Genomic DNA, 14,278 nt, shown 5'->3' with positions numbered 1-14,278 from the left:
GATCCAAATCCAGCAATTGCCTCCACCTTGCGCCGTCGCCACAGCAAGCTGCGAAAGAAGCTGCGCAAGTAGCCGCGCTTTGCTGAGGCTTTGCCAGAGACAAACTGCATATTCCAACTCCGCAGATCACGGCCCAAATCAAAGACTGCCTATCGTTTAACTCACCCATAGGCAGTGTCCGGGCCAAAGCTGGCCCGGATTTGACTTCCATCCTTATTGAGAATGGAGACTTAAGCTGCAGGCGCGCGCCAGTCATCAGCACCGGACGTGCCGGAGACTGTGTGTTCCCACATGATCTTGCGGTAAGACAGTTCAATGGTGATCAGCTGCGTGAAGTCAGCATTCTTCGGATCCTGACAATGTGGCAGGCCACACTCGATGTTGGTGATCAGCGCATCTTCAAAGGAGGTGGTGAAGAAATGCTCCTGCTTGCCGGAAGAATTGGTGCGGTACCATTTGACTTCACACTTCGGCAGCATCTCACCGGAGACCAGCGCATTGTAAAGCAGCGGGATGGACTTGTTCATGGAGCAGGTGAACTTGAACGGAGTGTGCACGCGCTGACCAGCTGGCTGGCCGGACTGGATATCACGAGGAATGATGACAGTGTGATCAATGGCCTGCACCATGATCTCGTCTTCATGGCCTTCCTGCCACACGTTACCGACGGAATCTTCAGTAAACGCGCCTTGAGTGATTGGACCCTGAGTTGACCCTTCAATGGTGATATAAGCGGGTGTTGGCATAGTATGCTCCTGGTGAGCGCCCTCCGTGTGCGGACAGACGCAGCAAAACAAATAAATGAACCCCATTTGACAACAATGGGCCACAGCCCCAGACCCCAGTCTGCGACAGCGTACCAACACAATTGCAACTTGCATGCCAACTTGACAAAACCAGCATCCAAGAATGCACGAAACATATTTAACTCTTGAGATATCAATAGAAATTAATTTCAAATCATGTGTAAAATCACTCACGGCGCGGTGCTGTAAATTAAATACCGCAGCGTAAAGTTGGGCCAGAAATGGCCCAGAAAGTTACCGAGGTCTAAGCAAATCAGCTATATTATTGATAAACCAGAGAAATCGGTGGGCCGTTTTAGGCCCAGCTTGGGCCGTTTTTGGCCCGTCATTGAAATGTAAGGGATATTTGGAACAATCCTTCAATGGGGGATGTTCATGATACGTGTAATTTTTTCCAAGCGTGCCTTAGGCTCGCTCTAACGTTCAAAGAAACGTAGAATTTCGGGTCCATCGGCATAAAGGTACGAGAAGTCCCACGAGATTAGAGGCTGTAGGCGCGCATGGCCGTTTGGCGATACAGGCCAGGTTGAATAGGCTTGAGAGTGAGTAGAAACGGCGTTCTGAGGCTCTGCAGCCAACTTGTCCGCCAAAGGAACGTCTAACGGACGACAACCTCCTGAAATATGGCTTCCAATCACCCAAAAGACTTGTTTTTTCATAAGAAAAGATCGCCGATGCTTATGCTTGAGATTATCCTGATTTTCGGCTCAAATTATGTGAGACAAAGCAGCAGCTTATTGCATCTGGGCGCAATCTACGTGGCTGATGGGGCGGATCAGAGTTAAAGACTATGATTGCGAAGAGACAACCGTTTACCGCACCAAGTCAGCGAGGGCATAGCACTTCCTCCAGTCGCCCTAGCATGTTCTATGCGTTTCATATCCTGTTCGATTACAATTGAACATGCATGAGTGACCCACTCTAGGGGCGCTTGCATAACGAGGTCATGATTGGCGAGTTGAGATTGTAGGTGCGCAAATTCGCTATTTTTCATAGGGTATGCGTATTTGTCATTGTCGTTGTTAGGCTGGGACGAGAAATCATAAATTGCTGCAAACAACAATCCTACCGCTGATGCGCTTATCAAATATTTAAACATTAGGTTCCTTCTATTCATCAACACCTTGCCTCATCCTACAACAATTGAAGTCGAAGGCAACATCTGGCCTTGTTACACATTGTCGAGCCTCAATTGAGGTTGATTGCGGCTGAGTGTTAAATGACACGGCCTTCAGGACCATTGATAAGAAGAGTTCGAAGACAGATGCCAGTCGTCTTCGAACCATGCGTACTTTGAAACCTAGGTAGCCGGACAGGGCCTCTGTTATGCCTCCTCATCAATGACATCGGCCTTTTCAATTGAGAACGCTTCCAGAGCGTGTTCCATCGCCGTCTCAACCAGCCCCATTTCAGGTTCATAGGATCTGTAGGATGCATAAGCTAGAATGAGCGTGACAGCTGCATGCACTGCTTTGTCGGGATCCGGCGTACCTCTCAGTGCCGTGTAGATCTTTTCTTCAGCCTCGTTTGAGGCTTCTGGGATTAAGGCCTGATGTGTTTGGGTTCCCATAAAACTTGCTCCTTGTTGGAGATGAGTTAAGTGTCCACTCCCCTCCCCCTCTGGAAGGTTCGTTTCACTTTTCTCGTCATGGAAAGCCGTTCAGTGTGGTCAAGGTCATTCTTTGAATGCCTGCTTGCAGGTTGCCTTGACCATGCTGAAGGGAGACTTAGAGAACAGCAGGTAATGGAAGCCGCTGAGCGGCTTTCCGCCTTTCCTTGCACGAGGGACAGTCCCCGCATGGCCGAGACAGACAGTGGAGCGCTTTAGGTTGAGTTTTGCCGTTGCTGGCTCGTTAGAGACGGCAGGGGGAAATTATGAGACATTAAGTGTGGAGGTGTGTGGCTTGGTAAGCGCCAAAGGCGCGTGGACAGGCCCGGTCTGCACAGCAGACGTGCCCCTGCGCTATTGTTTCTTATGCTCTAAAATCCGGCGCAAGATTTCATCAGATATTATTTCAGCAAAGGTCAGGTTCAGAAGCTCTTACTCATCGTGATCACCCATCTTACGATCCAGCAACTCATACCAGCCTTCCAAAAACACGACTTACAGACTTGAAAAACAACGCTAATCAAGCTTCATCCGCTGATCTAACACCACAAACATAACTGACTGCAGATCTTCAAGAATACGCTATAACAAATTGATATAGCTAGTCTATTTCGAATGCAGAGGAAGCCACATCAGCTCACCTGAACCCTTGCTAGACAACTGGTAAGTTTCGATATCTCGTTTCAGATCGAACTTCAGATACGATTGGCCCATCTTTTCATTTTCAAAACAATGAAACTATGAAGCCTCTTAGATTTCACTATTATTATCAGTTAGATACATCAGATAGTCATCTTGCTACCAGCACTCAAAACCTTGTTCGTTATTTTTCTACAGCTCAGATTGCAACCAACTTGAGAACTCCCGATCCAACTCCAGATCTTAGAACCTCTTAAGTTCGCTACCCGCTTAAAAAGCTGTTTTTAAATTCTTCCCTTCCGCTTGATCTTTCACTTGCCTTACTCATTTCATCGCCTGAAGATCACCTTCGCTTTCACTGTTTGAGCTCTCATTTCAGATCTGAAGTAAAAACCCCTGTCATAAATATTTTGAAGCTTAGCCTTGATCCTCCAAAACTATCTCCTATCCCTGCTCAATTTACTTCCCTCCCTGCTCACCCTCACAAGACCGCCTCAATGATCTTTGCTTTCACGTGCAACGACCCCGAACGCTGTTCTATTTGAGGGCCGCGAGCTTTCCCCCCTGCCCTCAAATGTCCTCACGTCCAGATCAGAATTGATATGAAGCTGCACCAGCTTTTCAAACTCTGCTGGATACATCGGTTTCTTTTCTCAAAGCGGGTGCTGAGCACCCAATTGCAAGCCTAATAAAACAGGCCGCAGGCGTGTTTTAAGTAGCGCGCAGCGGCAAAGCGTGGGGCGAAGGGAGAGCAACAAGGCGTAGCGCAGCGTTGCCGCCGTGCCGATCCCGTAGTCACACCCCGTATAGACCCACCGCCTTAACCTCTTGTTCAAGAATTGATTGTGATGGCAGGTAAGAAAAGACCTGAAACCGTCCGCTCCATCTGGCGGGCTCGTGTGTCAGTCTCTCAGTCAGTGCCAAAAGCTTGAGCCTGCGACCGTCCTGGTCGAATTGTGCTTGCAGCCCCGGACTGTTCAAGTAGAATCTGGATGATTGAAATTTGGACCGGAGTTGCCTCCTCCGCTCTGAAGACTTTCAAGAAATCACCTTTTCGAGCACGCGCAAAATGAACCATTTTAGTTGCATGGGGCACCATGAAATCAATCGTCATTACAGAAAAACCCTCGCAAGCCCGCAATGTCATGAAGGCTGTTGGATCTCGATATGGAGAGGTACTGGCGGCACAAGGACACTTGCTGCGGCTTCAATCTCCTGAAGAAGCCAATCCGGATTGGAAAGCATGGTCTTCAGATCTGCTGCGCCCACAAGGTGGCCGGTATGGGTTGGTTACTGACAGAACCAGCGGTAAGGGTGAGCGCCTTGATAAAATCAAGCGGGCCTTAAGCAGTGCCGATCAAGTCATCATTGCGACTGACTGCGACCGCGAGGGTCAGGCAATTGGTGAGAACCTTTTGCATTTTTACGGCTATAAGGGCCGTGTTCTGCGAGCTATGTTTACTGCAGAAGATGAAAAGACGCTTCGCGATGCGTTTGCCAGCACCAAACCCAACGCCAGTTATCGTTCACTTTATGATGCAGCGGTCGCCCGTGCTCAGGCCGATCAGGTGTTCAATCTCAGTCTGACCAGAACCGCAACGACCAGACTGGTGCCTTCTGGCGTGCGTGCTGTTATTGGCATTGGCCGTGTTCGCACCCCAACGCTTGGAATTGTCTGCAGGCGTGAGCAAGAGCTTTCCGACTTCAAGCCACGAGATTACTTTGAACTGACTGCAGATGTTCAAGGTGAACATGGCGTGTTCCAACTTCACCATCGACCTGCAGATAGCGAGCGCTATTTTGAAAAGGCTACAGCTGAAGCAATCGCTGCAGCCACAACCGGCTGGCACGGTCCAGCCAGCGTCACACAGGAAAACCGGCGTCAGGCTCCAGGCAAGCCCGTTGATCTTCCAAGCTTGCAAAAGCAAGCAGCAAAATGGGGTTGGACGGCGAAGAAAACATTAGACGTGGCACAGGCTCTTTATGAGATCCACAAACTGACAACCTATCCACGCGCTGCTGTGCGCTATCTTCCTGAGAACATGGTTGAAGGAGCAAGCGCAGTGTTTGCTGCTCTTATTGGCGGCGGCTATGTGAAGGATCTGGACTGGCAGGCCCCAACAATTCGGACAGGCAAACGCGGTGTGTTCTCGGATGCCGGACTAGCTGGTGAATCTCATCATGCCATCATCCCCAATCCAGCTGTGATCGAGCAGTTTTCAAAGATCATTGCAGGACTGAACGCTGACGAGCGAAAGCTATTTGATTTCATAGCCAAGACATTCCTTGCAGCGCTTGGCCCTGATTACGAATATCACCAAACACAGATTGCTATCAGTGTGCCGGTGAACGGTCAGGCTGTTGTCTTCAAGACAGTTGGCCGTTCTACAATCCATCTAGGCTGGCGTGCTGTTTACAGTGAGTTCATCGAGGACAAACCGCCCTCAGATAGCGAGGCAGAATTGCCTCAGGTTCGAGACGGTGAAGGCGTGCGGGTCTCAGCTGTCAGCATTGATGCTAAGAAGACAAAAGCGCCTGCCCGTTACACGGAAGGGTCTTTGATTGAAGCCATGCAAAACGCATGGAGGTTTGTTGAAGATGAGGGCCAGCGTGCACGGCTGAAGGAAGCCAAAGGCATTGGTACTCCGGCAACCAGAGACACCATAATTGAAGGGTTAAAGAAGCAAAGCTTCCTGACTGTCTCGAAGGGCAAACTCTTTGCAAGCGATACGGCTATGCAGCTCTACCACCTTCTGCAGGGCCGGTGTCCTTCTCTGCTTGATCCAGCAACGACCGCAACAATGGAAGCGCGCCTTGATGACATTGTGAGTGGTCGTGCCGGTGCAGATGAAATTATCCATGAGATCTGCAGTTCTGCAAAGACGGCAATTGATATTCTGGACGGGCAGGGGGCAAAGCTCGATATTCAGCGTAAACCGAGCCCGGCCATGATCAAAGCAGCCAAAGGCAAAGCTGAGCGCGAGGGCAAGCGTCTGACCCGCGCTGATCTGGCAAGCTATGACACGTTGCGGGCTTATCTGGGACCAATGAAGGAGCGGGCAGGGGAGCCATCCGCTCCAAGCCCGGCGCAGCTCAAGTTGGCAATGATGATAGCTGAACGGTTGGGACAGCCTCTTCCTGATGAAGCCAAAAGCTCAGCAAGGGCTCTGAGCAGCTGGATTGACGCGAATAACTTTGCCAGTGAGAGCCAAATGAAGTGGATCTCTAAGTTCGTTGAAGAGGGGAAAATCAAGGAACCTAAAGGCTATCCGAACAAGGTATCTCCCAAGATCGCCAAGGTGCTGCTTGATAAGATGTTCAAAAAGAAATAGCGAAATATTCTTTCTCAAAAGGTACACGATCAATTATCTGCGTCTTTTGAGAAAGCTGTATAATACGTTCGCAGTTGCGAACATCCTTCAAATAGATCAATAAATACATAGAGTTAAAATATTTCGCTTTTGTCATCGAATACAGCCTTCAATGTTTACAGCTCAATCCCCAGACAGTCTTGTCAAGATGGAGTTCACCCAACTGCGCTTTTGCAACCATACCGTTGAAGTATCCAGCAGGTCTGGTCAGTTTGTCAGGTTCTCGCAGTACTTTTTCAACAACCACAGCTAGGCAAGCCGCCGCAAGGTTCAATCCGAGTTCATGAATTGCCTTTTTCCAAGCATGTTCACTCAAGCCTATTGCGAGGCGCAGTATATCTGCCTCTCCCCTTAATTCTTTCCAACTTCGAACCGAAGGTATAAAATTCTCAATTGTCATTGGGATGGCGCGTACTAATACTTCGATTGAAATATTGCTTTCCCTAGACCTCACATTTTCAATGCTACTAAGAGCCGGAACTGGATCAACAGGTTTATCTGGAATATCTGGTTCTACTTCGTATTGCGAAAATCCCGTTGCAGTAGCGCTTAGCACCTCTTCATATAGGTCCTCTAAAAAACGAGTCTTGTCAGAGAGGCTCTGTGAAGTTTCCATAATCGCAATAATTCGCTGACAATATTCATCTGCCTTTATCGAATTACCTTGATCTGAAAGCTCAGCACATGCGTCATTTATAGAGCGAACCAAGCCTCTACTTCTGCGTTTTAATGCACGTTCAGCTTCAAGGCGTACTTTATAAGCCTCAGCTTGCTTCCGCAGCTCTGGTAGCCTCTTGCAAGCTGGTGTTAGGTCCAATCCATATGCTTCGCCTCGGCTGTTCACGAACCTACGCCCATTACCACTATCGCGGTATGCAAGCAGACCAGCTTCAACCAGTTTCTTAATCGCACGAATTACCGAGCGCTCACTTCGACACACATAGTTTGCTAACTTTATATTTGAAATAGCTACAACAGGTGATCTGCCCTCACCTAGATCATCTTCCTTAACTAGACCGAGCAGAATATCAAGCACATGGTAGGCTGTTCCAGTTACGCCGAGTGCGGGACAAACCCTCTTAACTACGTTTGAAAGGGTGGATTTATTGACTTGAGAGGGAAGAGGAGAACTAGCAAGTTGCTGACTTGCCAGCGCCGCAGCGTTCAGTCTACGAAAACGAGTAATTGCTTCTGTATGCAACATTCGACCAATCCTAAAAATGCCCAAAATGAGCAATTGGAACCGTTCAAAACGCCGCAAAAAACAGCTCAACCCAGAGGAAATGAGTTGATTCGTTTACCGTTCAGCACTAAACTCTATGTTGCTAAGAAAGAGTTCGAAGCGCCTAGGCGTTTTGGATTATCAAGAAGGGCCTGTTACCAGCAGGTCCTTTCTTTTTTAGCCTTAATGCTTCATGGGTGCCTTTCGCTCTCAAATTCTTTAATAAGACTATGCATCCGAGCTTTCAAAAAAGCACTCAACTCGTCACCTTCTTTACCCACGAAACCAAACTTAAAACCATTCTTCCTGGTCGAGACTTCCACTAGCAACTTGCCATCAATAGATAAAAAAGCCTCTTTAGCCCCTTCAGGTTCAGCAGCCTTGCTCTGTTTAGTCGCTAACTCAAAAACCTTTTTAAAGCGCTGATTACTATCGGCTTTGAGCCAATCCTCAGAAACGGCAAAAGCGTTCATCATCTTCATGAAACCAGCACCGCTTTGGAGGCCTTTTTCAAAGGTATTCGCAAGTGCTTCCCACTTAGGTCGCCCTATCTTGGGAGCAGGCCCAATTAGATCAATCAGGCCTGGTGGAATGTTCCTCGTAACTTTCGAGTAAGTTGCAAGTACAGATCTGGCATTTACACCAATGGCTGCCATTACAACCTTACTAGGATAATTCTTAGATACCTTCTCTACAAACACGGCTGTTTCTATGTAGGAAAGGTTCTTGCGCTCATGATTTTCCTTACCTTGAGCAATCACCAATTGCTCGTTGTTTAGGTTGCGGTCAATAATCGCTAAAACTGCTATACCAAGTTCTAGACAAGCCTTCCATCTTCGTCGCCCATAAGCGATCTCATAGTGGCCAGGCTTGTCTAGGTGAGGGCGCACCAAAATAGGAACTTTTTGCCCATCATCTCTGATAGACTGAATAAGATCCTCTAGCTCTGCATCAACTGCAACATCCATCCTATCCTTGATAGAAGAAGGTTCGCAAAGAGAGGCTTTAATGGCTTGAACATCCTTGGCGGGAGCATCGCTTATCTGAGTATCATCCAAAGAAACCGATACTGCTTTATTAAGCGTGTCTTGCGGACCATTAGGACGAATTGGGGGGCGTGGAGTTTCTGGTAGAGCAGCCTTTTTGCGCAGCTCTTCCGCTTTTGCACGAATTCCAGCATTGAACTTACCTACGGTCTTAGACACTACATCCGCCCCCAGCCATTTAATATGATGTTTTCGATCTCAGAGTTAACCGCATTCATAGCTTCAATACCGCGCTTATAAGTCTCTCTATTGAAGTCTTTTCCTTGGCCTTCATAAAGCGTGCAGTTCAAAAGCCCTGCTTGAGATACAGCTGTTGATTTTGGCATTGGATTCTCAAGTACATTGCCCAATTCTTCACGCATCATTTGCGCAATCGAAGCCATTGCCGCATCATTTTGCTCAAAACGTGTAATGAGGTAATGCATAGTTTTTTGCTTATACCTTGCATCCTTACCAACTAATGCACTGCTGCGATCAAGCGTTTCCAAATGAGCTTCCAGTGCAGTCAAATACTGATGCATTGACTTAATATCTAACCATTCAGGTTGAATAGTCAGAAGCATATGATTGGAAGCACCAATTGTTGCTTGGCTAGCAAAGTGCAGGGCAGGTTGGGTGTCACATACCACGATATCGTATTGATCTTTAACATCTTCTAGCGCCTCTTTAAGGCGCATGAAGAAATGTAGAGCACTATCACCTACCTCAACAATGTGTTCCCAGGCAGCAAGTTCCTGTTCAATCTCATCAATGCGACTCTCTGTCAGGCCTGGTGTCTGCTTCTCCGCTCTCAATGCTGGAATTGCTTTTTTCGCAGTATCACCATAGTGGTGCGCATCGGCCATAACACGAGGTGTATCCTGCTCCCATTCAGCCATCCACTGACCACCCAGGCCAATATTAATACCTTCAAAAAAAGTCGGTTGGACTATTTCACGCAGACTAATCGGATCTTCATATCGCAGGGCTGCATTGATAGACATATCAGCCTCAATCAACACAGGCTGGTACCCAAACATAGTGCTAGCAGATCCTTGAGGATCAAGATCAAGGAACAAAACTCTATAACCTTGAAGTGCTGCATATTGGGCAAAATGAACGCTCGTTGTGGTCTTAGCGGAACCACCCTTGAAGTTTACAAAACCCATCACAGCAAGATCTTCCCCTTCACGACGTTGGGGGTCATATTGCAGGGCCTTTTCTGGTCGGTCTACATTTCTCCGAGCCAGTTCTTTCCGTACTTCATTGATATTATTCAATGAATAAGCACGATATTTATTTCTTTCGTCTCGCTCAACATCTAGTCCAAGTTCATTCGCTACTTGGTTGAAGTATTTTGGCGTAACGCCCACTCTTTCTGCTGCTTCGCGTGGTAGAAATGTCCGCATTACCTTATGAGTATGAGGATCAGTAGCATTAAGCGCCGTTGCTTCGATCAAAAACGCAATTTTATTTTTGTCGTCGGAAACACGGCTTAAGAGCATCTCACTATCACGTTCCATAAATTCAGTGTCACCAATATGCATTGTACTACTCTGCCCTACAATCGAAGCAAAAGGGGGGTTTCAGCATATAAAGACCCTAAACATGAAACTCAGTCAACTTTTTAATGGTTAAGAGTGAGTTAAGATGCCAACATTGATTGAAATTTAAATCACAAATTACAATGTAATTTCAATATATTACGCCTATATATCGTCATTATTTATGTAGGTATTTGATATGGGCGGTTAACTGTTAGTAGTCACAATTTTATATGGCTCCCAACAATCCTATATCTAAATATTTTATTTTCTAGATTCGTCTTGTTGGAAATCAATCTATGCAAGGTTCTCTTTTCAAGAGCCATTTCAGTGGCTTTAGCCACTGATTTAGAAAATTAAAGTATGGCTCTTATGAGCCATACCGCATGTTTTAATTACAAGAGAATCTAAGTGTGAATGTGTTGTAATAGATATGTGAGCGCCATTTTTGTCACCCAAGCATGTCATTTTTTGTTTATTAATTAGCAGTGCTCGCTTTCGAGAGATCTCAGGATGGCGTTGAACTCGTCAGGTGTTAGAAACTGCATATCCTGCCTTTCCGGCCACACCTTGAGAACCATGGACTTCGCTGACTCTGGTACACCAGGCTCCATGGGAGCCCCAATAATCCATGTTGGCAAGTTCAGTTGCTTGATCTTGTCAAACATCATGCGTGCAATATTTTCCAGCTCTCCTCGTGTCGCGGGATTTTCAGCAAACACTAAATGAGCATAAAAACCATTGCAGCGACCGCATTGCGTGAGCTTGCTTGGAACCACGTGTGATGCACCAGGAGGGGGTGTCTGATGCGAATGTGGAGCTTCCTCGATGCTACCCATAAGCCGCTCTAGCTCCTTGTTCAGCGCAAGTGCTATCGGTGCAAATACTTCCCTTCGCTTATCGGCCATTGGATCGTCATCGTTGCCTGTTATCTCGGTCAAAATCCTAGAGTGACCGTCTGCCGTTCCTTGCACGGTAAAGCGCCCCAGCTCACCGAGATCCTCATGGCACAAATACCAGGCAGGGCTTCCGTCAGGTAGGGGCCAGAACAAGATTTGCTAAAAATCGTACGCTAAGAAAGAACAGAGCTAGAACATCAGGCTGCGTCTGATATTGGTCTCGGAAGTCGTAGAGGTCTGTAGGTATCATTAAATGCAAGCTCGCTATCCCAGGAATAGATACCTGTCAGATTGATGTGCTCCCATGCGAGAGGGGAAATGTGCTTGAGCAGGGTGTTGGGAATATCTCGACCTTGATCGCGGAGGTGTTGGACGATGCGGCTGAGATAAACCGTGTTCCAGTAAACAATAGCACTGACGACAAGGTTGAGACCTGAGGCACGAAATGCCTGGCCGTCAAATGAGCGATCGCGGATCTCACCGCGTTCATGGAAGAATACCGCTCGTTTGAGCTTGTGAGCCGCTTCACCTTTGTTGAGGCCTGCTCTGCAGCGTTGCCGTAAGGCAGGATCAGAATACCATTCGATCATAAACAGCGAACGCTCTAAACGGCCCAGTTCCCGCAAAGCTTTGTCAAGAAGGCTGGGCTTTGACGAAGAGGCCAGCTTCTTCAATATGGTTGACGGAGACACTGCTCTTGTTGTCACAGAAGCTGCCAGATGCAGCAGATCCTCCCAATGATCCAGAATGAGAGTAGTGTTGATTGGAGTACCAATATGGCTGGCGAGAGCCGGATAGGTCTCAGCCTTTTCAAAGGCATGGATCTTTCGGGTTTTCAGGTTCCGCAGTCGCGGTGAGAACCGATGTCCAGTCAGCATAAGTAATGCAAATACGTGATCACTCGCACCTCCCGTGTCAGTAAAGATCTCTTCAATTTCTAAGCGGGTTTCATGGTCATACAGTCCATCAAGCACATATAAGGCCTCACTTTCTGTCGGACTGATGGGCAAGATACCGAAATACCCATATTGATCGGATAAGTGGCTATAAAATTTCGAACCAGGCTCATTGCTATAATGAAGGTTCACATCTCCAAGCTTTTCAGCGCGGTCGCTGGCTCGAAAAAATTGACCATCAGCTGAAGCGGTAGACCCGCTGCCCCAAAGCTGGCTGTGGGGATGCAGGACGTGGGCATTTGCGATGCAAGCCTGTGCTGCCCGGTAGGTCTCGGACCTGGCATGGAACATCCTCATCCAACCAATTTGATGAGCGCTGATCCCTTTTGAGGCTCCAGCCATCCTTTTGGGACCCAGGTTTGTGGCGTCCGCCAGCGTGCCTGCCAGCATGGTGGTAATGTTGTGTGGTGCATCCCCAGTGCGCACATGGGTGAACTGATCTGCAAAACCGGTCCATTCATGCACATCCCGCAAAAGATCGGGCACTTCCACGTGTGGATACATCTGCGTGAGTTCCTCGTTCAGCTCCTCAACGCCTGAAGGAACATCGCTGGCATGAGGAGTGACGATGAGTGTACCATTCTCCAGTCGGACGTCCTTCAGCTTGCCATTGCGTGCTCGGTAGGCCAGCTGCTTGATGTTGAAGTCAAGCTGTTCCTGCATCTTCGATAGCCACGCTGCACCATCTAACGGCCTAGTGGGCACATAGCTGATGGAGTGGATGCTCCCTCTACCGGGCATCAAAGCATGCCGTAGTGATGTTGATGACGTCAGCAAGGAAGGGGGATCTCATGGGTGAGGTTCATTTTATCGGGATTGATCTGGCTAAAGCAGTTTTTCATTTGCACGGTGCAGGGAGGGACGGAAGCATCATTTTCCGGAAAAAGCTTAGCCGTAGCAGAGTTCTCGAATTTCTTTCAAAATGGGATAAATGTACTGTGGCAATGGAAGCGTGCGCGACTGCTCACTTCTGGGGCCGGGAGATAGCCAAGCTCGGACATGAAGTGAAATTAATTCCACCTGTCTACGTTAAGCCATTTGTGAAACGGCAGAAGAACGATACCAATGATGCTGAAGCCATTGCCGAAGCGGCAGTACGTCCCACCATGCGGTTTGTTGCTGTGAAATCTGCAGACCAGCAGGGATTGGGAACGGTATTCAGGAGCCGTGATTTACTGGTTCGACAGCGCACCCAATTAATGAATTCCTTAAGGGCACATCTGGCTGAATTCGGTATTGTTTCAGCAAAAGGAACCGAGGCATTTAAAGCGCTTATCGCAGCAGCCCATTCTGCAAAAACATCTTTACCCGATGATGTTTGGGAGATCATGGGTCTTTATGTTTCGGGCATAGCGGAGTGTACAACCAAAATCACAGTGCTTGAGAAGAAGATAAAACTCAGAACTCGGCAAGACCGGTTGACGAAACGCTTACAAACGATGCCAGGTGTTGGTCCCATGACCGCTGCTGCCATTCAGGCATTTGCACCGTCGTTGGACAGCTTTGAGTCCGGGCGTGATTTTGCGAGCTGGTTGGGCTTGGTTCCCAAACAACATTCAACCGGGGGCAAGGCGCGCTTAGGAAGAATTTCGAAGATGGGACAACAAGATATCCGAAGGCTTCTGATCAATGGTGCCATGTCCCTGATCAACGCCACGCTCGACCTGGAAAGCTTCGAAACAAGTGACTTGAGGCTCTTTTGGATCGAAAACCCCGACTTGTGGCGGCTGTAGCCATCGCCAATAAAATGGCACGGGCCCTGTGGGCAATGATTGGGAAGGAACAAGATTACATAGAGCAACCGCAACGAATTGCCTGCTAGGAATCTAGACTAGTCAAGGGCAATGCAAGAAGGTCAAAAGCTGTAAGGAACAACGATCACCGATACCGAGTGAAGGTAAACCGCAAATATGCACCGAACCTCAGAGTTCGCATAGCTGATTAGGACCTTTTCTCGCGTATTCCATACCGGCCCGTAGGTGTTCATCGACATCCAGAGGCCTTACACATGACTGCACCTGATCAACCTGTTCCAGATAGTAAATTGACACTTGCAAAACCGGGAGCATCCACACATGCATGTGTGGACGCCCCTGGAAATGCAAGCGGTTTTTTCGTCTGATTGAGTGAATGCGGTCGAGTTCCTACGTGTGTCCGGCCTCTGTATGCAGCATCTCCTACCGCGGGCCCTTATGGATAGTACGAAG

General features: G+C 48.0%; 7 protein-coding genes and 2 pseudogenes. 2 read left to right on the top strand and 7 right to left on the bottom strand.

The window, feature by feature from the left end:
• Window positions 1-230 precede the first annotated feature (230 nt).
• Window positions 231-746, bottom strand: a complete 516-nt coding sequence (locus tag PsAD5_RS11855) for an Hcp family type VI secretion system effector (protein WP_057465969.1) — start codon at window positions 744-746, stop codon at window positions 231-233.
• Between the two features lie 1,384 nt (window positions 747-2,130).
• Window positions 2,131-2,376: a hypothetical protein gene (locus PsAD5_RS11845; protein ID WP_063292260.1), complete on the bottom strand. Its 246-nt coding sequence runs from the start codon at window positions 2,374-2,376 to the stop codon at window positions 2,131-2,133.
• 1,775 nt (window positions 2,377-4,151) lie between these two features.
• On the opposite strand from PsAD5_RS11845, the gene PsAD5_RS11835 reads away from it, so the two are divergent.
• Entirely contained in the window at window positions 4,152-6,386 is a 2,235-nt protein-coding gene (locus PsAD5_RS11835) for a DNA topoisomerase (protein WP_084405950.1), read from the top strand.
• Between the two features lie 148 nt (window positions 6,387-6,534).
• Here PsAD5_RS11835 and repC read toward each other — a convergent pair whose 3' ends face one another.
• The 5 genes and pseudogenes from repC to PsAD5_RS11810 all read right to left on the bottom strand — a co-directional run.
• Window positions 6,535-7,629 carry a plasmid replication protein RepC gene (repC, locus tag PsAD5_RS11830; RefSeq protein WP_063292257.1) on the bottom strand — a complete coding sequence of 365 codons (1,095 nt, stop codon included), beginning with the start codon at window positions 7,627-7,629 and terminating at the stop codon, window positions 6,535-6,537.
• A 209-nt stretch (window positions 7,630-7,838) separates the two neighbouring features.
• A complete protein-coding gene (repB, locus tag PsAD5_RS11825; protein WP_063292256.1) occupies window positions 7,839-8,852 on the bottom strand; it encodes a plasmid partitioning protein RepB in 1,014 nt (337 codons plus the stop codon).
• Window positions 8,852-10,219 carry an AAA family ATPase gene (locus tag PsAD5_RS11820; protein WP_063292255.1) on the bottom strand — a complete coding sequence of 456 codons (1,368 nt, stop codon included), beginning with the start codon at window positions 10,217-10,219 and terminating at the stop codon, window positions 8,852-8,854. Before PsAD5_RS11820 ends, repB begins: the two co-directional genes overlap by 1 nt.
• Window positions 10,220-10,698: 479 nt before the next feature.
• A complete protein-coding gene (locus PsAD5_RS11815) occupies window positions 10,699-11,124 on the bottom strand; it encodes a hypothetical protein (protein WP_153041371.1) in 426 nt (141 codons plus the stop codon).
• Between the two features lie 188 nt (window positions 11,125-11,312).
• Window positions 11,313-12,758: pseudogene (locus tag PsAD5_RS11810) on the bottom strand (Tn3 family transposase); the annotation flags it as partial.
• 104 nt (window positions 12,759-12,862) lie between these two features.
• On the opposite strand from PsAD5_RS11810, the pseudogene PsAD5_RS11805 reads away from it, so the two are divergent.
• Window positions 12,863-13,893 (top strand): annotated as a pseudogene (locus tag PsAD5_RS11805) (IS110 family transposase).
• Window positions 13,894-14,278: the final 385 nt, after the last annotated feature.

The organism is Pseudovibrio sp. Ad5 (assembly GCF_001623095.1).
Taxonomy (GTDB): Bacteria; Pseudomonadota; Alphaproteobacteria; order Rhizobiales; family Stappiaceae; genus Pseudovibrio.
The sequence above is the reverse complement of the archived record's forward strand: the minus strand, read 5'-3'. Positions and strand labels throughout refer to the sequence as shown.